The organism is Candidatus Xianfuyuplasma coldseepsis, assembly GCF_014023125.1.
Lineage (GTDB): Bacteria > Bacillota_I > Bacilli_A > Izemoplasmatales > Izemoplasmataceae > Xianfuyuplasma > Xianfuyuplasma coldseepsis.
This window is the reverse complement of record NZ_CP048914.1, coordinates 872,124-895,401: the sequence shown is the minus strand read 5'-3', so window position 1 is coordinate 895,401 and position 23,278 is coordinate 872,124. Positions and strand designations below refer to the sequence as shown.

Below are 23,278 nucleotides of genomic sequence, written 5' to 3'. Positions count from 1 at the left end.
TCTCCTTTATTCATATGTTTTGATAAACCGTCTTGAGACAAGTTTTACCGTTAAGTTTAATATTAATACAATGATTAAGATGATGATAGCAATCGTACTAGCAAGTTCAATATTCGCTGGTTCATCGGTCATTAACGACCAGATATGAACGGCTAATGTTGTTGATTTTCCAAATATTGAAATGTCATCTTTGACAGCTGTACCAATCGCAAAGATCAAAGCAGCACTTTCTCCTATTATCCGACCGATTGCGAGAAGTGTTGCTGTCATAATACCAGGTAGTGCATTTGGTAATACGACTTTGAAAGTGGTTTGAGTTCGGTTGGCTCCTAATGCGAGGGATGCGCTACGGAAATCATCTGGTACCACTTTAAGTGATTCTTCTGTTGATCGAATAATTACCGGTAAAAGAATTACTGCGAGCGTTAAACTACCTGAGAGTAAATTGGCGCTATCAGCAGACGTGTATCTAACCGTTAGTGGCACAAATACAGCTAATCCCATTAATCCAAAGATAATACTAGGTACTCCTGTTAATACTTCGATTAAGCTTCGCAACATATCTGTGATTCGATTTTTCCGAGCAAACTCATTTAAATAGATTGCCGTAAAGATTCCGATTGGTAAGGCAAACAACAGGGTTAAACCAATCACATATAATGTGGTTACAAGAGATCCGCGAATCCCGCCACCGAGATTAGAATAATCAATTTCACGAAATACCGTTTCAGTGTCTAGTTCATTAATCATGAACTCGGCTCCATAAATTGGAAGCGTACTATTTTTATCATAAAACTTTATGGCAGTAACGATGTTTCCTTTTTTTAAACCAAAATCTTCATAATCATTTTCATTCTTGTCATACATCTTGTGAAGTGGTGAATCTGCCGCAACATATGCCACTTCAATAATGGCGTTTCCTTCACGGTCTTCTCCATCAATGAGACCAAGTCCCCAGTTTTCGGAGTAATACACATCATCGCCTAGTGAGGATGGTTTGGGGGTTTGGGAAAACTCCGTAACTTCCTCAATTCCACCATTATAGAACTGGGCATGATAATCATTGACGATTAATCCGAAATTTAGCAATCCTGAACCGTTGCGAAAGACAAAAAGAAAAATCATCGACAGCACAATTACAGCGATACTAGCTGCGGCATAGGTAATTCCTTGATAGATCAAATCAATCCGTTTACGTTTACTTGACATCGACATTACCTACTTCCTTCTTCACGAAATTCAAGGTTACATTCGTGAGCAAGATCACAACCATCAGGACAATCCCGACACTAAAGCGAATATCATAATCGATTCCAACGGTTTCTTTTAACCCTTGAAGCATCGTTGAGGTAAGGGTGCTCGTGGTTTCAAACAAGCCAAATGACGGCCCACTACGAGCATTACCAGCAACTAAACTTACCGCAGTTGCTTCTCCTAATGCTCGGCCAACACCTAAAATCGCTGATGCAAAAATTCCGGATTTCGCACTGGTTAGTACTACTTTAAAGTTCGTTTGTGTTTTGGTTGCTCCGAGGGCTAAACTACCGTGTTCGATATCGCTTCGCACACTACGAATAGCCACTTCCGACAGGGCCGTTATGGTTGGTAAAATCATTAGTGAAAGAACCAATACCGTTGCTAATACGGAGTTTCCTCCTTTGGATTGAACGCCAAATATTTTGGCAAACTCATAAATCCAAGGAAGAATTAATCCCGCACCAAACAATCCATAAACAATTGAGGGAATGGCTGCGAGCATTTCAACAATTGTCCGAAGTACTTCAGCAATTTTTTTTGGCGCAATTTTGGCGATAAATAATGCGGTTAATACCCCAATAGGCATCGCCAATAATAGGGATAGAAAGGCTACATATAGGGTATTGATTATAATATACCCTACCGCATATAGATTAGATTGAAATGCGGTTCCTTTCAACCAGGTAAAACCAGTAAGGAAACGCCATAGATTTACAGCCCCGAGTCCATCATTATCGGTCACAAAAGGAATCATACCTTCTTGTGCGATAAAAATGACAATTATAATGATAAAAGATGCGGAAACAACAGTTGCCAGGAGGAACATGGAGTGGATAATGAAGTCCACCCGTTCTTTCCGACTGTTGAAACGTAGTTTCTCTCTCATATTTGTGTATAATTCATGTATTTTATGCATAATAACACTCCTTTAATACGCAAGAAAAGCCCCTAAGTACCGAGGGCTATTCTAAGGAAATAATGAAAAAATTATTTGTTATTACTCTAGTAAGTCATCCCACACAGAATAGGTTCCGGAATAGATGTTCATTAGATCGTCTGCTGTTACGTTGTCTAATTCATTATCTAGATGAACGATTGCAACGATGGCATCCCATGCTAATTGTCCTTTGGTTTCATCTTGATTTAATTCATCTTGTTCTAATACGGTTCCTTCTGAACCATCGGTTTTAAATGGACGTGATGCAAATCCAATATGTTTTGCATTGTCGCCATCCTTTTCGATTCCTTGGGTACGTTTGTATCCATCGCTTGAACCTGTATGGTCGTGTTCTGGGACAAAGTTTCCACATTTTGGTGCGAATGCTTCGGATAATGCTTTGGCGATTTTTTCAATCGAGTCTGATCCACCAAATTTAATCGTTACACCAGAGTTATCTTCAGTACATACCGTATGATCCGCTTTAATATCATCCCATGTCTTAGTACTAGTTAACGGTACTCCACCTTTATTGGTGATGATATCTGCGCCATCGGTTGTTTCTAAGAATGCGACGAATGCTAAGACGATATCTTTTTCTGTGTCCGTTGCATAATCATCTAATTGACGTAATACATAGTTGAATGGACGTTTTAATCCGTAGGTATTGTTCATAACATTTGCCAATGATGCTTCTACACTTTCAAAGTCTAATGCTTTTACAACATCCGGGTCGGATACATAGGTTGCAAGTGAAACATATCCAATTCCATATTCATCTGTTTGCATTGTTGTAAAGATTCCGGTGTTATCTTTAATAACAAATCCATCAGCTAATAAGTTGTCATCTTCTGCTGCATCGTCAAATCCGATTCCAGCCATAAACCCTGCACGAGTACCACTTGATGTATCACGTGTATAGATTGTAATGTTACTGGATGAGTCCCATCCTTCTTCAGTTGTTCCGCCACATGCTGCTAATCCAAATACAGCAAGTACGCTTAGTACGAATAATGTAATTTTTTTCATGTCGATTCTTAATCCTCCTAATTTATATTACGATGCTATTATAACGAAGGACTATTAATAGAGAATATGATGTGTGTAAAGTATTTGTTAACATTAATTGATATTTCATGAAAAGAAAAAGACGAGTTGATAAACTCGTCTTTAAATTAGTTTGTATCCTACACCGCGTACGGTTTTGATAAATTCATTGTGTGGGTCTAGTTTCTCCCGTAATTTGAAGATATGAACATCGACAACACGAGAGTCTCCATCATAACTGAATCCCCAGAGGTTTGTTAAGAGTTGATCACGACTCAATGCTTTTCCTTTATTTATAATAAGGTAGACAAGAAGTTCAAACTCTTTTAATGTAACATCTACTTTTTCGGTTCCTTTTAATACTTCATAACTACTTTGGATAATTGTTAAATCTTCGTAGTGGAGGACATCATCATTCTTATGTACTCCTTGGCGGCGTAATCCCGCTTTAATTCTAGCGGTTAATTCACGAGGTGAGAATGGTTTGGTAACGTAATCATCAGCACCTACTTCGAATCCTTGGATGATGTTGTATTCGTCATCTACTGCAGTAAGCATGATGATATAGGCGTTATTTCCTTCTTTACGAAGTTTTTTGCAAATATCCATCCCATTCATATTGGGTAACATTAAATCGAGTAAGATGACATCATAGATTGATGTGGATGCTTTTTTATACCCTTCAAATCCATCGGCTGCACTAACGACTTCGTGACCCAATTGCTTTAAGTCGTACTCAATCATACGTTGAATTGATTTTTCATCTTCGATAATTAATATCTTTGCCATAACAACACCTCCAAACTTATCATATCATAATTGTTATAAACAAGTTAAAATTAAATCAAAACTTAACTAGAAATAATACTCTGTTAACACTACATTAAACTTTCGTCTAATTCGTAGTCTAGTTCCTCGTTATAATAGGAGTCTTGAATCACATTGATTGCGATGTTATTGCAGTGATCCCCAATCCGCTCAATATTGGATAAAATATCTACATATAGTTGATCTTGGGTCTCGGTGTCCTCATTGTTGTTAATGCGCATGATGTGACGTTTTCGGTTTTTAATAACAAGTTTATCGATGATTTCTTCACGGATTAAGACTTTTTCAGCGATGGCCTTATCTTGTGTGTCAAATGCTTCTAACGCATAATCCATTGTTTCCGATACCACGGAATAGAGTTTCCGCAACTCTTTTTCAGCGTCTTCACTGAAGACGACTTTATCTTCGTAACGCATTTCAAAGAATTGGAGTAAGTTGGTACAATGATCGCCAATTCGTTCAAAGTCACGAATCGTATCAACGTATTCAGCTTGTAGTTGAGAGGATGGTTGATCAAGTCCTACCTGGGCGATTTTCACAAGGTAATCATGTGTTTTCTTATCAATTGTATCTAGCATTTCTTCCATCGCCATACCTTGTTCAAACAATTTGTGATCATCTACAAATGAATATTGAATCGTATCCGTTAGCATATCTTTGGTAACCGCACCCATATGAGAGACGACTTTTTTCGCATTCTCAAGGGCGAAGACTGGCGCTTCATAGATGAGGCTATCCAATAAATCTTCTGGATTAAAGCCAACTTCACGTTCCACTCCGGGCACGAGTTTTGTTACGACCCATACGAGTTGTTTCACTAAGAAGAGGAAGATGAAGGCGTTCACCGTGTTAAAGATGATATGACCCCAGAATATTGCGCCCGTTGAATATGGTGTATACCATGTGGTTTCAATATAACCGATTAATCGGGAATATGGGACGAGAAGAATCAAGAAGAAGATGCTTCCAATAACGTTAAATAATACATGGGCCATAGCGGTTCTTTTGGCTGTAATACTACCGCCAATAGACGCTAACACAGCAGTGACAGTGGTTCCAATATTGTTTCCTAGTAAGATCGCCAATGCCCCAATTAACTCAAATGTACCAGTGGTGTACAGTTCTTGTAAGATTGCAGTGGTTGCACTTGAAGATTGAATAATAGCCGTACTAACAGCACCAACAACAATCCCAACTAGTGGCCATTGTCCTGTAGATGCCATAACGCTTTTAAATACATCAAAATCCTTCATGGTTTTCAGTGCTGTACCCATGACGTCTAATCCATAGAATAACATCCCAAAGCCAAGTAATACTCCACCGAGTTGTTTCATTTTTTTACGTTGTCCAAAGAAACTGAGTAACGACCCAACGGCGATAATTGGTAAGGCGTATTCCTTTAGATTTAATGTGACTAAGAATGACGTCATCGTTGTCCCGATGTTTGCCCCTAAAATAATCCCAATCGCTTGTGGTAAGGTCATTAATCCAGCCCGAACCAATCCGACGGTAATTGCGGTTGTTCCGCTTGATGATTGGATTAATGCGGTAATGATGAATCCAATCAGCATTCCTTTTAAAGGCGTATTTGTCGAGCGTTCAATAATTAATTTTAATTTGTTCCCAGCGATTGCTTTTAATGAATCCCCCATTAAATTTATCCCATACAAAAAGACACCAAGCCCCCCAAAGATCATAAAAATTAATGCGGTAATGTATTCCGGACTTCCCAGTGTCATTTCCTTAATATTAATTAGTAGTAACATTGTATACCTCCACAGGTTCTTATTTGAAATTGATTCCAATAGAACTATAACACAATGTTAACAATTGTGAAATAAACAAATAAAATCTAAACCTTTCTTAACAATTTCTTAACATTACATATTTCCATTAAAAAAGGACTACTCTACTAGTCCTTGTTTATAGTCTTTCGCAAGCTGATCGGCATCTTTGATAAGCAAATCTGTTCGTTTCCAAGTGCCAAGTGAAGCTCCAGAAGCCATTTGATGACCTCCACCTTCGTATTTATTAGCTAACAAATCAATCCGTGGTCCTTTCGAGCGCATCCGGCATCGTACAATTCCTTCTTCATATTCAGCAAATAAAAGCCAAATAGGATAGCCTTCAAATACTCCTAGTTCATTGACAAGACTGGATGCTTCTTCTAAGGTCACCTTGAATTTCTTTAAGTATTTTGGTTTGATTTTAAAATAAACGACACCATGTGGTGTTTTTTGATAATGTTGGAGAAGATATCCTTTGAATCTGGTTAATTCTTCACTACGTTGATCCAAGTACTGATGGATGACTTTCTTGTCCAATCCCATATCAAATAAGGTTGCAACACTACGAAAGGTATCGCCATCAACCCCATCGTATTTAAAACGTCCGGTATCAGTTAGTGTGCCAAAGTATAAAGCTTTTGCACCTTCCTGGGTCATTTTCATCGTGTCTTTATGGAGTTCAAACAAATCCATAATCATCAACGTACATGCGGGACGGCCAGTATCGACATAATCAATATCGCCATACGCTTCAACAAATACATGATGGTCCATTTTGATGATTTTATCACATAAGGTATAGCGTTGATCCGCTAAACGATCTTTGTTTGCAGTATCTAAAGCGATAGCCAAAGCCCCTTCAAATACATCATCTTCCAGTACTTCAGGGATACCAATGATTTGAGTAAAATCACTGGATTCTCCGGTGACATGAACCTCTTTGTTCGGCCATGTGGTTTCAATAATATTCTTTAAGCCAAAGGACGATCCAATCGCGTCACCATCGGGGCGTTTATGGGCAAAAATGATGATTTTATTATATTCTTCAATTGTTTTGTATATTGATTCCAGTTTTGCTTTATCCATTGTGTTCCCTACTTTCAATAAACGTATCTAAATCGTGCAGTAATTCGTGTGCCTGGGCAAAAGATTCGACCGTGCAACCACATGCTCTTGCGTGGCCACCACCACCGTATTTTCGAGCGATGTGAACAATGGAATCATTCGCAGAACGTAATTCCACCAATATCGATCCATCGTCATCCTCGGTAAAGTTCGACCAAATATCAACACCTTCAATATTCGACATTTGGTTTACCATGGCTCTGGATACAACGAATGTCGATACGCCAAATTTATCTTTTAAATCTTTGGTGTTCATCATGTAAGCAACTTTATGTTCAGTTAGTTGGAAATGTTCGATGAAATAACCTCGAAGTTTCTTAAAGTTCAATTCTTCGGTATAGAGTTGTTTGTAAATCCAGTTCATGTCTGCGCCTTGACGAATCAAATAGGCAGCCATTTCCAAGGTTTCAGGTCCGGTTGAGGGATAGCGAAACCGGCCACTATCGGTGACAATCCCGGTTAATAACCGTGTAGCCGCAAGATGATCAAATTGAAACTCTCGCTCCATCATTTCATGCGTTATTAACTCCGAACAAGCAATTCGAGAAGACTCAATAACTGCTTCACAGGTAAAATCGGGTTGATTCAGATGGTGATCGATAACCAACACTTCTTCTGCTAAAGTATAGCGATCATCACTGATTAAAGAGGTAACACAGACATCGACAATAATGGCTAGTGCTCCATGATATACCTCATCGGTAATAATATCCATATCGCCTAAAAAGACAAAGTTGTTGGTATCTCCAACAGCATATACGTCTTTGTCCGGATAATTTAGTTCGATTAATCGTTTTAATCCCAATTGTGCCCCATAGGCATCGCCATCTGGATTCTTATGGCGATGAATGATAATTCGATCGTATTTCTCGATCATATCAAAGATTATCTTATGCATAAGCCCACCTCTAAATTACAGCCTAATTATACCATAAAAACATAACAAAAACCACTGTTACCAACGACTATAATCGGGTTTATTTTCTTCGTAATCCCAGTAATAATCCAGTTTGCTTCCCCATTGTCCTAGTTCATTCTCAATCGCGTAATCTTCAGCGATGTGCATCCATTCATTATAGGTGTATTCTCCATATGATATGGTTTCCCCAGCACCAAACTCAAATTTTACTTGTGCCAAGCCTTGTTTCACAACCATGTAGTTTAGTAATTGATAGTCTTCTTCCTCTGGTAATTGAATCCATATCCAGGCGAGAAGGCGACCATAGGTCCCTGTTAAATTATCTCCTGGATCCGTTTGTAATACAATTGATTCTGCACCTTCCAACAAACCACACGTATACAAACTTCCTGGTTTTCCCCACTCTTCTTTGGTGTTAGTTGATTCTTCGGTATCCATATTTAAGAACCGTGTTGATTTTGCGTTGGATGTGATGGCTTCATAGACATCGCTAGGATAATCAAATACCGCGGTATCCCCATCTGTACACTGTACTAAAGTGACTTCAAAATAGCCACCGCGGGGATCTAAATAATCAATACTTGCAAAGGATTCATCCAATAATGGTCCATCGTACTCCATATCGAGTACTTGGAAGTACTCTGGTTGTTGTGCTAGTTGATAACGTAAGATTGTGATAATTAATGTATCTTCTCGATCAAACGCATCACCAACGTCTGCATTCACCAACTCGACAAACAATCCGTCTAAATCCTCATCATCAGTATCCATGTATTCAAATTGATAATTTTCGTATTCTTCCACATCGAAATAATCGATGATCATCGATTCTGTATTTCCGCTAAAATTAGGGATTTCAATTGTTGTTTCTGGAGTTGTTTTACAACCGGATAATAGAACAATTAAAATGATAATAACTACGGTGTTAGCGATTCGTTTCATTATGATTCTCCTTGTATTATGTACCTCATTTGAGTATAGCATTTCATTGTATCACAAGAAGTGGATTTCACCTATACAAAAACAAAAAAACACCACTGAAATTCAGCGGTGTTTAATGTTTGTGTTACTTAGTTAACTGTGTGAGCTCCTAATCCATCAAATGTATTTTGAGGGAATACAACCCATTCACTAGGAGTGAATGTAGCATTACCCATACCAACAGATGGATCACGACGTAATGTATACTCAGCAGTAGCACCATCGCCTACTGTCCAAGTTGTGTCAACACCGATTTCACCAATGATGTCAATAACAACACCATCTTTCTCCAATGTAACAGCATCATTACCATTATAATATGTTATGTTGGAGCTTATGTCACCAACGTCTGTAATATCGGCAACTGCACCACTGTTATAAATAACGAGGGTTTCACCAGCACCAATGGTTTGACCTGTTAAATCCAAGGTGTTTCCAGGATCTGTTGATCCGTTTGAATATAGTACAACAACATATCCAGTCAAATCAATCGCAGCATCGGTTGGGTTGTATAACTCAATAGCTTTATTGCTTGAAGATCCTTCAATATACTCACTAATGAATACATCAGGTTCAGGGGCAGCTTCAACATATTCGATTCCATGGACTGTAATATCTCCAGTACCGTCTACGGTGGTTGCGAATAATACGATTAAGCTTAATTGAGGAATTTGTTCTGCGGTAAAGCCATCAAGTGGGATACTGACAACTTGTTCTGCGCCAGTACCAGTAAATGGAACCTCTAAGAATGCGCCACCAGTGATTTCAATTTTTAGCATGAAATCTTGAGCTGGTGCGGTTAATGTTACATCAACGCTAGCCGTATTAGCTGCTAGTGGTTCTGGAAGTGGATATTGGGCATTGTTGTTCCAAAATTGGTTTGCATCCGTTCCAGAGAATCCAAATGTATAGTCATCACCATCAATGGTCATTGTCCATCCATAGGCGTTCCAGTCTGGCATTACTTTTTCAACACTGTAAACAGCGATGTCTCCAACACCATCAACAGTAGTTGCAAATAATACGATTAAGTTCAGTTGAGGAATTTGTTCAGCAGTAAATCCAGATAATGGAATACTTACTACTTGTTCTTCACCAGTTGCCGTAAATGGTACTTCTAAATTAGCTCCACCAGTGATTTCAATTTTCAACATAAATGTTTCACCAGCTTCTGCCATTAAGGTAACGTCAATTGCTTGAGTTAACGGATCAAGTGCTGGATCAATTGGGAATTGTGCATTGTTGTTCCAGAATTGACTTGAATCGGTTCCAGAATATCCGAAGATATATGCATCTTCTGTTTGAACCATGGTCCATCCATATGCGTTCCAATCAGGAGTAGGTAGTGTTTCAACAAATTCTACACCATGAACTACGATTGTTCCCGTTCCATCAACGGTGGTTGCAAATAATACGATTAAATTTAATTGTGGAATTTGTTCTTCTGTGAAGCTATCAAGTGGAATACTTACTACTTGTTCTGCACCTGTACCAGTGAATGGAACTTCTAAATTAGCGCCACCAGTTATTTCAACTTTCAACATGAAGTCTTCAGCTGGTGCAGTTAGTGTAACATCGATTGATGTTGTATACTCACCTAATGGCCATAATGGTAGTTGTGCATTGTTGTTCCAGAATTGATTTGCATCCGTTCCAGAATAATCAAATGAAAACTCACCATCGGTTTCGGTCATTGTCCATCCGTAAGCTACCCAATCTTGCATAGGTGGAATTACAGCAGCCATACGGATATTGTTAAAGTGAACATCGCTCATGATGAAGGTTAAGTTAATCACATCACCAGCAACATACATATCTGCGAATCCAGGCATGAAGTCTTCCGCTTTCATCGTTAAGAATGTTGTTCCGTCTCCAACAAAGAAGACATATCCATAGGTATCAATTACAGGATTTTCTGATGCATTTGCAGGAGCATTTGCAACTGTTAAATCCATGTTGTATAGTTTGTTTGTAATAGCTAAGCTGTTGTCAGCTACAACGATGGTATTATCTTGATCATCAATAACGAATAATTCATTTCCAGAAGAAACAACTTCTTGTAAGACGGCATCTTCAATTAAGCGTCTTTCGTCGTAATAGTCATCGGTAGCGATAAATCCAGATACAACGATTTCGTCTCCAACCATGACCATACCTTCCATATCTTCAACAACGATAGCAGTACCATCGGCATCTTGGATAAATGGATTGTCATAATAGAATCCAGTGACAACACCAGTAACGATTACATAGGAATCATCTGGTGCGTCTAATGCTTCATCTACAGAAGTAGGTTGAGCATCATTTAAATCCATAACGACACAATCAAATGTTTTTTCAGCAGTTGCAGTACCAACGGTTGCAGTTAAGGTTAATGTAGCCAATCCTTCAGATCCAGCAACAGCAGTTACAACACCAGCACTGCTTACAGCAGCTTCATTGTCAGAAGCCCATGCAAATGTAGCACCCATGTCTTCATTTCCAGCTGGTAATGCTAAGTTCGAAATTAAGGCATCTAATCCCGTAAATTCAACCATAGCAGCAGCTAAGTTTGCTTTATCTTGATCGGTTAATTCACCTAAATCAGTTGCAACAGCGTCTTTGGCTGCATTGATACGCCAATATCCTTGTGAATGATAATCTTTAATGATTACTTCAGCAGTGATTTTGTGTCCATACAATCCTTCTAACGTGGTGATTGCAGCATCTGAACCAGAGTTGTAATATACCATTACGTCATAGTAGTTTAAGTCTGCGTCATACCATGAAATATGAGTATTGGTATATTGTCCAGCTGGGACTTCATGGACCCAACCATCGAAGGTTACCCACATGTTGTAGAATTGTGAGTCTGTATTGCTTTCTGCATAGATGTCTTCTAATGTTGTTGCCACAGCGGCAGGCATATCATTTCCACTTGAATTAATGGTTGTGCTTTGGACATCTTCTAATTCAACTAAGTTGTAATAGATTGTTTTGGATCCTTTTACTGTAACATTATCTCCAACAACAGGATCAAATGCAGCACCTACATAAACGTAAGTAGCAACACCATCAGCATATAGATGGTATCCAGCATCCGGAATGACACCAATAACAGTACCAGTTAACTCAACAACGTCACCAACGGCGACCGTTTCACTAAGAAACTCTGCCATTGTAACAGCAAGACTAGGAACTTCCGCTTTAACTTTTACCGTAAATTCTTTGGTTTCCGTTAAATCTCCGAGGGTGATGGTTGCCGTAATTTTAACAGTTACATCAGCTTCTCCTACAGCAGGACGAGTTACAGTTCCGTCATTTGCGATAACATCGGTGTTATCTGACGACCACGTAATTGTAACGTCATGAAGACCTTCAGCAGGTAACGTAATGTCTTCAGTAACCGCGAGTGGGTCTGAAATGTCTAAAGACAATTTTTGAAGCGCGTCTGCAATATTCTCAGCATCTACTGGATCAACTTCGTCTTTACAAGCAGCTAATCCAAGTGCAAATGCGAAAACAGACAAAAATACAAGTACTTTCTTCATTTCTTAAATCTCCTCCATTTATTTTTTTATTTTTCTACAACTGAATTAAGGTTTGATAATTCTAGTTGGTATTGCCCCATGTAACGACTTAATGGTCCGGCAACGTCAAAGGTGCTTCCAATAGTGAATAATGCTTCACCTTCCGCACGATCTAGACCTTGAATATGCAATCCAATTTCATCGCCAGACGCATCTTCACAAGTAATCGTAAAATCACCTGTGTTGGTGCTAAAGTACACATCAATTACTTCGATGTTTCGTACTTGAACGTAACTTCCAAGATCAATAAGTTCGATGTCTCCCACTTCAATTTCACGTGGTGTGACTTCATTTCCTTCAGAGATTAGTTCAATGTTTCGTTTGTTGAATCCTGTTAGTTGTGGGCTTCCGGTTTCTTTATCGGGATAATAGGTTAAGTTTAATCCTTCAATCCGGAGTTCATTACCTGGTTCAACATACACACTGTTGTTGGATCCTAGATAAAGATAAATACCGTATCCACTACCATCTACCATGTAGGGGTCCCCATTTACTTCGACAGCTACGGTTCCGACAATGACAATTTTTGTTTGTTCATACAAATCGGGATTGGTTGCTAATTCTTCAATGGTAACTTGTGTTCCATCGAGTGAATAGTCAAAGTTTGGATCATCTTCACCCCAGATTCGACGATCGGTTTCTTGAACTGAAAAGTCTGCATCATAGAAGATGTCTTGATACTTTGTGCTAGATACGTTGTTTGCCCCGGTGTATGCCTGTTCGACAAGCTCGAGATTTAATAGACGACCATCATACCAGACCCAGGCCAAGTAACGACCATATCCGTCCTGACGATCTCCATCAGCCTCTAACACAATGGTTGTTGCATTTTCTAGTTTATCGCAAGTATATGCACTTGCTTCTTTCCCCCAAGGATCAATTCGATAGGTTGATTCTGGTGTATCAATTCCTAAAAATCGAACTGGGAAGGTGCCTCCCCCACTTGTAAATTGTGCTGTGTCCCCATCGGTACATTTGTCAAGGGTCACTTCACCAACGCCGTCGGCAATAAATTCTTTTCCGTCGTACGTGAAGTCCATTTGGAGACTGTCTGTGCGCGTCGTATATAAGTTTGTATCAATCTCTTCTGGGCCTTCATCATCTGGTTTACAAGCACTCAGTGTACCCCCGATAAGGAGAAGTAACAATACAAGTAGTTTTTTCATTTACATCACTACCATGTAAGTTGTGCGAGCATTTCGCTGATAATTTGATCGATTGTTTTATCTTCTGCCTCTGGTTTTAAGCTGACATATAGTTTTTCCATTGCATATCCAGCTTCTTCACGTACTTTTGCAGATGAGATTAATCCAACACCAGCAAATGCAGGATCGTAGTTGTTATAGCTTAATTGTGTGTATGCAGCATTAGCAACCATGGATTCGTAGATATAATCAGGACTTGGATCATTCATTAAGTTTTGATATAACGTACTGTTAAATCCAGAATAGGTAACAGGAAGATATCCGGTTTCCATTGCCCATGCAGCAGTATTTTCAGCTGTTGTTAAGTGTTTGATTAACAACCAAGAAGCTAAGCGTTCTGCGTTATCAGCATTTTCCATAATCGCAATATTTGGTCCTTGTTGCATCGCACTTTGTGTTTTGTCTTTAAATTGTGGGGTTGGCAAGATTCCAACTTCAAAGTAATCTGCTTCGTCCAATTGAACACCAGGAAGGTTGTATTTTAATCCTGCGGTAGAACCGACTGTCATACAAACATCTTGTTGTAAGAAGTTTGTACTTCCGTAGCTTTCTTCCCACTCAAGTGGTAATGCCAATACTTTGTCTTCAATTAATCCTTGGAAGTAGGTTAACATCGCTCTTGTATTTGCATTGTCGACCAATACTTCTCCGTCTGAATTGGTATATCCTGCATCCCATTGACGGCTTGAGTTAATGAATAAGTTTGCGCTGGAGTCATAGTTGATTAAGAATTCACATTGTGTTGCACCAGTACCTACCATGGTATCTTTCATTGCTGCAATGTCTTCCCAATATAGAACTTCATAATCATCAAATGTAATGCCATTTGCATCAAAGAACTCCTTGTTGTAGACCATCATTTCGGTAGATTTTGAATATGGCATGGAGTACATTCCGTCTGCATATTGTTGATTTTCGGCTACATAGGAATCGATGTAATCGTCTAAATCTACACCCCATGTTTCATGTTCTACAAACTTGTCTAAAGGAATTAGTCCACCTAAATCAAGATACTCCGCAAAGTGGTCTGGGTATCCCACTAGTACATCAGGTGCTGTTCCTTTATTAATTGCTACTTTGGTTACAGATAAGAGGTTGGTATAGTTCGATTTTGATTCTGCTTCGACGACGATGTTTGGATATTCTTCCATGAAATCCGCAATCATTTCATCTAACAATGCACCTTTCTCTTGTCCGTAGATATGCCAAAACTTGATTGTGATTTCTTCATCTGGTAATTCATCTAAAACCACAACCTCAATTTCTCCTTGATCTTCACGAGCGGATAAACATCCAGCAAGTGAAAATACAAGAACAAATGCTGCTAGTAAAGTAATAACTCTTTTCATTTTTTCTCCTCCTATTTTTTTATCCTTTAATTCCACTTCGTGATACCCCACGCATAATATGGGATTTCAGAAGTAGAAATACGATAAGCAGTGGTAATGTAATGATGAGTGCGGCGGCCATTTGTTCGTTATAAATGGTTCCTCCAGCAAGTTCGGTATACGCGTTACGAAGACCATCGGTTACAAGGCGAAACTCGGATTTCTCAATAACTAAGTTTGGCCAAATGTAGGCGTTCCATGACCCCATGGCGTTTAAAATCGTAATCGTGATGATGGTTGGTTTGGCAATCGGTATCATAATCTTCCACAAATATTTAAAGTCACTGGTTCCATCGACTTTAGCTGCCAGATACAGTTCATCTGGAATTCCTTTAAACGTTTGTCGCAAGAAGAATATATAGAAGACACTCGTCATAAATGGGAATGTCATTGCTTGTAATGCTTGACGATAGGTTTGCGCGATTTCATCCGCACCAAGCCATCCTAGTTGAGCAACGGTGTTAAAGTTGGTGATGATGAAGATTTCACCAGGAATCATCATTGTTGATAAGAAAATCAAGAATAATAACTCACGCCCTCTAAAATTCAATCGCGCAAAGGCGAACGATGCCAATACGGTGGTGATAATGGTTCCGGTTGTCGAGATGAATGCGACCAATACGGTATTAATCATATTGCGCCCAAATGGTGCTCGAGCAAAGGCATCAACGAAGTTTTGGAAGACGATATCCCCTGGTTTTAAGAATAAAATCGGTGGTGCCACAACCAAATCAATATCGGATTTTAAAGCGGTTAGAATCATCCAATAAAACGGGATGACGATAAAGATTGCAAAGATTGTTAGTGATGTATAGAGAAGCACTTGATAGGTTATACGTTTGGCTTTTGACGTTTTCATTTCGTTGTCCATCATGTACCTCCTTTTAAAAATGTACTCGCCGTTTACTTACCTGCATTTGAACGAAGGTAAATAACAGGATGATAACGAATAGAATAACGGCCATTGCCGCTGCAGTACCCGCACGACCGATTTGATCGATATAGCTATACACCATACCAACAACCGTAATGAATTGTCGTGGATTACCAGCTGTACCCATACTTGGCCCAAACATACCAACTACGGTTGTATACACTTTGAATGCTCCAATAAACGAGGTAATCGTGATGTAAGCAATCATTGGTGATAACAGCGGTACTGTAATTCGTGTAAAAATACGTTTTTTGGATGCAGAATCAATACGAGCTGCATCATAGTATTGTTTATCTATACTTTGAAGTCCACTGAGGAACACCAGGATTTTAAACGCCAATCCACCCCAAATGGTAAAGATGAGAAGTGCGGTCATCCCACGCCACCATGTAGCTCCAGCAGCTAGCCAGTTGACAGGTGTTATTCCAATCCATCCTAGCATGGTGTTTAATAACCCGTACTCTTTGTTGAAAATAAATGCAAATGCCATCCCAATCGCGATAGCATTGGTGACATATGGTAAGAAGAATACCGTTTGGTATACCCCTTGTAGTTTTTTAATCGATTTTAATCCGACCGAAATCAATAATGCTAAGATAACCGATACCGGTACAGATATAAAGGTAATTACGGATGTGTTGATTAATGCTTGTCTGAAGTTCCCGTTTGCCAGTACATCGGTGAAGTTTCCGAATCCATAAAATCCATCATGGGTAAAATCTTCAATCCGTACGTTTTTAAACATGGCAATAATAAATGCATTAATCAGTGGGTAAAACGTAAATATGGTTAACAAAATTAATGCAGGAGCTAAATACAACCAGGCTTTAAAATTACTCTGTTTCTCAAGCATTAGAGAATTGCACCTGTTGCTTTATCAAATATAAATATTTTTGCTGGTTTGATATCTAGCTTAATTGTATCTCCTGGTTGAATTCGGTGAGCCGAATCCACGATTGCACGAAATCTTGTTTTTTTATCTTTTGCTGTGGGGTCTTTAATAATTAACGTAGTATCTCTACCAATTGTTTCGACTTGATAGACATCAACGGTAAGGGTCCCTTTGTCTTTTTTCACAATAAATCCTTCGGGACGAATCCCAACAAGGATATCGGTGGAACCTTTTGGTGCTTTACCAATGTTAAATTCACCAAGGAACATGGAGCCATCTTTCAGATCTGCATCAAAGATGTTAATTGGCGGTGTTCCTAAAAACTTAGCAACAAAGAGGTTTTCCGGTTTGTCATAGACGTCTTGAGGTTCCCCAACTTGTTGTTTAACACCTAGTTCCATTAATACAATTTGATCACTAATACTCATTGCTTCTTCTTGGTCATGAGTAACGAATACGGTAGTGATTCCAGTTTCACGTTGAATCCGTTTAATTTCTTCACGAGTTTGAAGGCGCAGGCGAGCATCTAGGTTACTTAGTGGTTCATCTAGTAACAATACACGAGGTTTCTTTACAAGTGCTCGAGCAATCGCAACACGTTGTTGTTGTCCCCCAGACAGTTGTTTTGGTTTACGGTCCATTAACTCACCAATACCAACCAAATCCGCCATTTCTTGCGCACGTTCTAATGCTTCTTGTTTCGGTACCTTGATGTTTTCCAGGGGAAACATAATGTTTTGTCGAACCGACATATGGGGATAGAGGGCATAATTTTGGAATACCAATCCGATTCCTCGTTCTTCTGGAGGAATGTCGGTCACATCGTCTTCACCGAAAAAAATGCGTCCCTCGGTTGGATCCAAAAGTCCCGCAATCATGTAGAGTGTTGTTGATTTTCCACATCCAGAAGGTCCTAATAATCCGATTAGTTTTCCTGATGGGATTGTTACGTTAAATCCTTTTACAGCGACGGTTTCACTCTTGTCCTTCGCTTGGAATACTTTTGTTACATTTTGTAATCTAATGTCCATTAATACATCTCCTAATACGTCATCATTTTAACAACCCATTATACAATAAAATCGGTTCAATTTAAATAGTATTTTATAAATATTTATCCTTATAAATATTATAAAAAAGATGGGTCAACTTATGATTCAGATCCTACAAAAAAAAGACGAAAAATCGTCTTTTTTGTTAGCCAATCAATGAGTCAAGAGCCCCATTACTGTAGAGTAAGTAGAGTCCAACAAGGATACCTACAACAATAATAAGTTTTGACAGTTTTTTCAATAATTCAAATGTCCCCATTATAAAGATAAGACCCGCTAGTAATACTCCTAATACAAGTGTTACTGCATCCAATCCATCAATAAATGTAAAAAATTGACTAATATATCCGTCAAGATCTAATGTACTATTGATAAATGCGTCTATTTGATCATAAAATGGCAAATATTCTTCAATAAAGTTAGCTAAAAACATATATACACTCCACCTCTTTCGCGAATTCTAATTACATTATATCAAAAAACTTGTGTAAATCTTATGAATTTTTCTAGAAATTTTAGAGTTTTCGTCGCCCCTCTAGTGCTTTTACGATTGTAATCTCATCTGCATATTCGATATTTCCACCTGCAGGTATCCCGTGAGCGATACGCGTGACAAGGATGTCGGTGCCCTCTAATAAGCGACGGATGTAATTTGCGGTGGTTTCCCCTTCGTTGTTTAGATTCGTTGCTAAAATTACTTCTTTAATGGTGTCATTTTGCAATCGTTGCAATAAACTTTTCAGGTTAATATCGTCTGGTCCAATGCCATTACTGGGTGAAATAACACCATTTAATACATGATACAATCCATGGTATCGGTTGGTTTTCTCCATGGCAATGATATCTTTTGCCTCTTCAACGACTATCATTGTTTCATGAGTTCGTGATTCATCTTTACATACGTAACATGGATCCGTATCGGTAATATTTCCACACACTGGACATTGAAAGATGTCGGTTTTTATATGGTGGTAGGCCTCGATGATTTGATCGATTTGTTCTTCATCTAAGCGATTTACCGTATGTAAGGCATAGCGTTCTGCGGTCTTTTTACCAACGCCAGGATAGGCACGTAGGGATTCAATTAATTGTTCAATAGCCTTGGGGTATTTCATAGTATCACGTCCTAAAAGAGTCCTGGTAGTCCTCCACCAGTGAATTGTGACATTACGCTTTCGGTTTCGGTTTCAATTTGTTTGATGCAATCATTGACAGCAGCAATGATGGTATCTTGTAACATCTCGATATCCTCAGGGGATTCCACAGCATCGGGATCAATCGTGATGTTTTTCATTTTTTTATCACCGGTGAATTCAACGGTTACCATTTTACCACCAGCAGAACCGTAAAAAGTAGATGCTTCTAGTTCTTGCTGTGCTTTTACCATGTCACGTTGCATTTTTTGTAGTTTCTTAATCATATTGGGATTCATTTACTTATCTCCTTTTTTCACTCGTACAGCGTCCGATCCGAAAAGATTAATTGCATCTTTTACAGAATCAGGTGTAAACTCGCTCATTTCTTTATTAAACTTCGGTATTTCTTTTAATGCAGGATGTTCAATCGGGGTTAACTTGATATAGGCTTCCTTATCTTGTTTCCATTTCTTGATGAACTCCTGGCTTTTTTGTTCCCAAACATCGGTTGGCAAGGCGACATAATCGATAGGTGTATCGTAGAAATCACTGAGCATTTTGACAACAATTTCCTTTACATCAGGTCGCATCATCCGATTGCATAAAGATGCATTGGAATACTGGATAATCATCATTTCACCATTGGTAGCGACGACGCGTCCGGTGGTAATCCATTTGGCATACGTCATCAACTCAGGGCTGGTATAGCGCTCAATATCAAACCATTTTTTATTCATTCGTATTTTCGCTTCACGATCACCGTTGTTCAGTACTTTTTCAACATAACGAACATCATAGGTTTTATAAGGTTCTTCGGATTCTGTATCTTCTTTTTTCTGTGGCTCTTCGGGTTGTAAACTAAATAAATCAGTCGTACCCTCTTCTTCCGGCTCAGTTGTTTCAACCGGCTCATCTTGGGCTTCTTCTGGTGTATCTAAAGATACTGGATCATCCTCTTCAGGCTCATCAACACTGTCTTCTTGAGGTTCTACAAAGGATGGGAAATCCAGTTGTGGTTCGGTATCATTAGGTTCTTCCTGGGGTTCCACCACTGGGGCAAATGCTTTCTGATCCATTTCTAGTTTTAATGATTCTAGTTGATCTCGCAACTCTCTCATTTCATCTTCAAAAATGATTTCTTGTTTTTCGACACGATCCACCATTTTAATCAGTGCTAGTTCCATAAACAACTTCGCATTATTGGTCCATTTCATGTCGTTTTGGGTTTTATTTAAGACATCGATATAAAAGAATATCATGTTGTTGGATAATTGATTAGCTAGTTCTAAGAAGGTTTTATTACTGTATATTAACTGATCGTCTTCATCGATGTTTGTATTTTTGTATACCAACATGTCACGATAGAACTTAATCATGTTTTCGACGAGGCGTGGTGCTTCTTTACCAAGGTGAATCAGTTCATCGAGTAATTTGATTGCTTGAACGGAGTCGTTATTATAGATTGCTTTGGCGACATCCACTAATTTTTCATTGGATACCGTTCCTTTGATGGCATGAACGTCATCGACAGTAACTTTTTTATCGGTATAAGAAACCACTTGATCGAGTAAACTGATTGCATCCCGCATACCGCCTTCGGCGCTCTCGGCGATGACTTTGATGGCTTCTTTACTGATATCAATATCTTCTTCATCAATGATGGTATGTAGTCGTCCCGTCATTTCCGGAATCGATACGCCACGAAAATCAAAACGTTGACAACGAGAATGGATTGTCGCCGGTATTTTATGTGGTTCGGTGGTTGCTAATATAAAGATGACGTGTTTCGGGGGTTCTTCTAATGTTTTGAGTAAGGCGTTAAAGGCACCCGTACTTAACATGTGAACCTCATCAATAATATAGACTTTGTAGGTTGCAATACCTGGTAAGTATTTTACTTTATCGCGAATTTCACGAATTTCATCGACACCATTGTTACTAGCAGCATCAATTTCAATAACATCACTGATGGTATTGTTTTCGATGCCACGACAAACATCACACTCGTTACAAGGATTTTCAATCGGTGCTTTTTCACAGTTGACAGCTTTAGCAATAATTTTTGCAATTGAGGTTTTCCCAGTACCACGGGGTCCACTAAAAAGATAGGCATGCGCTATCTTGTTATTTTTCAATGCGTTTTTAAAGGTTTTTGTAATGTGTTCTTGTCCTGCAATCTCTTCAAAATCCGCAGGTCGATAGGTACGATATAGTGCTTTATAAGCCATATGTAATCACTCCGAAATCCGTGTTTGTGTGTATATCCATTATAAAACAAAAAGACTATTTTTGGTAGTCTTTTCCATCATTTGTCATCATTTTCTTAACCTCTTTAATCACAACTTGCATCGCTTCGTATTCCCGTGAATCCTTCTTGAATTTCTTGTCTAATAATGTGAAATTCATATCCGGTGTTTCACCTTCTGTCATGACCTTGTAAGACTGTTGTAATGCCTTTTGAAATCTTTCATTCTCGCGAAGTCTTCGAAAATCTTCAATCGAAAATTCACATTGGGTATTCACTTCATTTGTCAATGTGGTAAAAAACTCACGATACTGTTCTTGAACACCAGTCTGTTTTCCTCGTCCAATGCGTTTGAAAAAAGGCTCCAAAAGCGAATCAAACAACCATACTAAGCCAACAAACATGATTGGTAAGTAAACCATGCTTCCCAACATTGTCGCATCAAACTCTCCATTCCGAGCACCGATGATAACAATGTAAATTACATATGCCACGAGTACAAATACATAGAATTTTGCGTAGTATTTCAATCCTTTTTTACGTTTCATTCAAATCACCAGTTGTATTATATAACAAATCGTTTGTTTATGGTATAATTATTTTGGTGATTTCTATGAATGAAGATACAATTGTTGCGATTTCCACAGCATTAGGACAAGGAGCAATTAGCATTGTTCGATTAAGTGGAGACAATGCAATCAATCTTGTCAATTCCCGTTTTGAAGGTGTCGATTTAACAATCGTTCCATCGCACACGATTCACTATGGCCATATTGTCAATAATGATAACCACATTGATGAAGTATTAATCAGTGTTTTTCGTGCACCACGATCCTTTACGACTGAAAATTTAGTAGAGATTCATTGCCACGGTGGTGTATTTGTTGCAAACAAAATCTTAGAACTAATGTTGATAAGTGGAGCTCGTGCCGCCCAACCCGGTGAATTTACAGAACGTGCGTTCTTAAATGGCCGTATCGATTTAACCCAAGCTGAAGCGGTTATGGATATTATTGAAGCAAAGTCAGACATGAGTCTTACACTGGCAAATAAAGGGCTAGATGGCGTAATATATAAACTAATTACCGATTTACGAACAGAGCTCCTTAATATCATTGCTAACATTGAAGTAAATATAGATTATCCGGAATACGATGATGTCGAACAATTATCAAACGAAATCTTAAAACCAGCAATTACATCACTTGAATCTAAGATATCGACGATTATTGAACAGTCACATTTTGGGAAAATTATCCGAGATGGAATTAAAACAGCAATTATCGGACGTCCAAATGTGGGGAAATCAAGCATCCTAAACGCCTTATTAAGAGAAGACAAGGCCATTGTCACTGAAATTCAAGGTACGACACGGGACATTGTCGAAGGAACCGTGAATATCGGTGGTATTATCCTCAATCTAATTGATACCGCAGGGATTCGAGACAGTGAAGATATTGTGGAAAAAATCGGAATTGATAAGGCAAAAGCGGTTATTGAAGAAGCCGAATTAATTTTGTTTGTCCTTGACAATAACCAGCCTCTTACCGATGAAGATAAAGCGCTTCTTGAAGCGACTAATCATAAGAAACGAATTGTTATTATCAATAAAAATGATCTTTCTAGAGCATTAACCCACTCCTTTGAAAACAGTGTTGAGATTAGTGCTTTGCACAAACAAGGTATTGATCAGTTAGAATCAAAGATTAGAGACATGTTTTTATCTGGAACAATTAATGTTTCCGATCAAACCTATGTATCCAATGCTCGTCATATCGCAAAACTTACCGAAACAAAACAGGCTTTAACCGATTCTCTTGCCTCAATTGAGATGCAAATGCCTGTCGATATGGTGGAAATTGATTTAAAGAATGCCTGGATACTACTTGGAGATATTATTGGGGACAACTCTTCTACATCCCTATTAGATGAGTTATTTAGTAAGTTTTGCCTAGGAAAATAAAAACACGCGATAA

At 38.7% G+C, this 23,278-nt stretch carries 20 protein-coding genes; 1 reads left to right on the top strand and 19 read right to left on the bottom strand.

The features are described from left to right. Positions 1-6 precede the first annotated feature (6 nt). From pstA to G4Z02_RS04100, 19 genes are all read right to left on the bottom strand, one after another. On the bottom strand, positions 7-1,209 hold the full coding sequence (pstA, locus tag G4Z02_RS04190; RefSeq protein WP_258878613.1) for a phosphate ABC transporter permease PstA: 1,203 nt from the start codon (positions 1,207-1,209) through the stop codon (positions 7-9). Beyond that, a complete protein-coding gene (gene pstC, locus G4Z02_RS04185) occupies positions 1,199-2,173 on the bottom strand; it encodes a phosphate ABC transporter permease subunit PstC (protein ID WP_258878612.1) in 975 nt (324 codons plus the stop codon). Before pstC ends, pstA begins: the two co-directional genes overlap by 11 nt. 81 nt (positions 2,174-2,254) lie before the next feature. Beyond that, entirely contained in the window at positions 2,255-3,223 is a 969-nt protein-coding gene (locus G4Z02_RS04180) for a substrate-binding domain-containing protein (protein WP_258878611.1), read from the bottom strand. 141 nt (positions 3,224-3,364) lie between these two features. Next, positions 3,365-4,030, bottom strand: coding sequence for a response regulator transcription factor (locus G4Z02_RS04175; RefSeq protein ID WP_258878610.1), 666 nt, complete (start codon positions 4,028-4,030; stop codon positions 3,365-3,367). Between the two features lie 89 nt (positions 4,031-4,119). Continuing rightward, entirely contained in the window at positions 4,120-5,835 is a 1,716-nt protein-coding gene (locus tag G4Z02_RS04170) for a Na/Pi cotransporter family protein (protein WP_258878609.1), read from the bottom strand. Positions 5,836-5,973: 138 nt separating this feature from the next. Beyond that, positions 5,974-6,942, bottom strand: coding sequence for a DHH family phosphoesterase (locus G4Z02_RS04165; RefSeq protein WP_258878608.1), 969 nt, complete (start codon positions 6,940-6,942; stop codon positions 5,974-5,976). Continuing rightward, a complete protein-coding gene (locus tag G4Z02_RS04160; protein WP_258878607.1) occupies positions 6,935-7,879 on the bottom strand; it encodes a DHH family phosphoesterase in 945 nt (314 codons plus the stop codon). Before G4Z02_RS04160 ends, G4Z02_RS04165 begins: the two co-directional genes overlap by 8 nt. Before the next feature lie 57 nt (positions 7,880-7,936). Continuing rightward, positions 7,937-8,842: a thermonuclease family protein gene (locus tag G4Z02_RS04155; RefSeq protein ID WP_258878606.1), complete on the bottom strand. Its 906-nt coding sequence runs from the start codon at positions 8,840-8,842 to the stop codon at positions 7,937-7,939. A 128-nt stretch (positions 8,843-8,970) separates the two neighbouring features. Beyond that, a complete protein-coding gene (locus G4Z02_RS04150; protein WP_258878605.1) occupies positions 8,971-12,411 on the bottom strand; it encodes an immunoglobulin-like domain-containing protein in 3,441 nt (1,146 codons plus the stop codon). 26 nt (positions 12,412-12,437) lie between these two features. Next, positions 12,438-13,616, bottom strand: coding sequence for a thermonuclease family protein (locus tag G4Z02_RS04145; RefSeq protein WP_258878604.1), 1,179 nt, complete (start codon positions 13,614-13,616; stop codon positions 12,438-12,440). Positions 13,617-13,624: 8 nt separating this feature from the next. Then, positions 13,625-15,004 (bottom strand): extracellular solute-binding protein, encoded by a 1,380-nt coding sequence (locus G4Z02_RS04140; RefSeq protein ID WP_258878603.1) that lies wholly within the window; start codon positions 15,002-15,004, stop codon positions 13,625-13,627. 19 nt (positions 15,005-15,023) lie between these two features. Beyond that, complete coding sequence (locus tag G4Z02_RS04135; RefSeq protein WP_258878602.1) at positions 15,024-15,914, bottom strand: carbohydrate ABC transporter permease; 891 nt, start codon at positions 15,912-15,914, stop codon at positions 15,024-15,026. A 13-nt stretch (positions 15,915-15,927) separates the two neighbouring features. Continuing rightward, positions 15,928-16,830, bottom strand: coding sequence for a carbohydrate ABC transporter permease (locus G4Z02_RS04130; protein WP_258878601.1), 903 nt, complete (start codon positions 16,828-16,830; stop codon positions 15,928-15,930). After that, a complete protein-coding gene (locus G4Z02_RS04125; RefSeq protein ID WP_258878600.1) occupies positions 16,830-17,900 on the bottom strand; it encodes an ABC transporter ATP-binding protein in 1,071 nt (356 codons plus the stop codon). The genes G4Z02_RS04130 and G4Z02_RS04125 overlap by 1 nt, the downstream gene beginning before the upstream one ends. A 166-nt stretch (positions 17,901-18,066) precedes the next feature. Further along, complete coding sequence (locus G4Z02_RS04120) at positions 18,067-18,354, bottom strand: hypothetical protein (protein WP_258878599.1); 288 nt, start codon at positions 18,352-18,354, stop codon at positions 18,067-18,069. An 82-nt stretch (positions 18,355-18,436) separates the two neighbouring features. Then, positions 18,437-19,036, bottom strand: coding sequence for a recombination mediator RecR (gene recR / locus G4Z02_RS04115; RefSeq protein WP_258878598.1), 600 nt, complete (start codon positions 19,034-19,036; stop codon positions 18,437-18,439). 11 nt (positions 19,037-19,047) lie between these two features. Then, complete coding sequence (locus tag G4Z02_RS04110) at positions 19,048-19,353, bottom strand: YbaB/EbfC family nucleoid-associated protein (RefSeq protein WP_258878597.1); 306 nt, start codon at positions 19,351-19,353, stop codon at positions 19,048-19,050. Beyond that, positions 19,354-21,285 (bottom strand): DNA polymerase III subunit gamma/tau, encoded by a 1,932-nt coding sequence (dnaX, locus tag G4Z02_RS04105; RefSeq protein ID WP_258878596.1) that lies wholly within the window; start codon positions 21,283-21,285, stop codon positions 19,354-19,356. It lies immediately after the preceding gene. Positions 21,286-21,340: 55 nt separating this feature from the next. Beyond that, positions 21,341-21,850, bottom strand: a complete 510-nt coding sequence (locus G4Z02_RS04100) for a hypothetical protein (RefSeq protein WP_258878595.1) — start codon at positions 21,848-21,850, stop codon at positions 21,341-21,343. A gap of 65 nt (positions 21,851-21,915) precedes the next feature. Between G4Z02_RS04100 and mnmE the strand changes: the two genes are divergently transcribed. Next, positions 21,916-23,265: a tRNA uridine-5-carboxymethylaminomethyl(34) synthesis GTPase MnmE gene (gene mnmE / locus G4Z02_RS04095; protein WP_258878594.1), complete on the top strand. Its 1,350-nt coding sequence runs from the start codon at positions 21,916-21,918 to the stop codon at positions 23,263-23,265. The last annotated feature ends 13 nt before the right edge of the window (positions 23,266-23,278 follow it).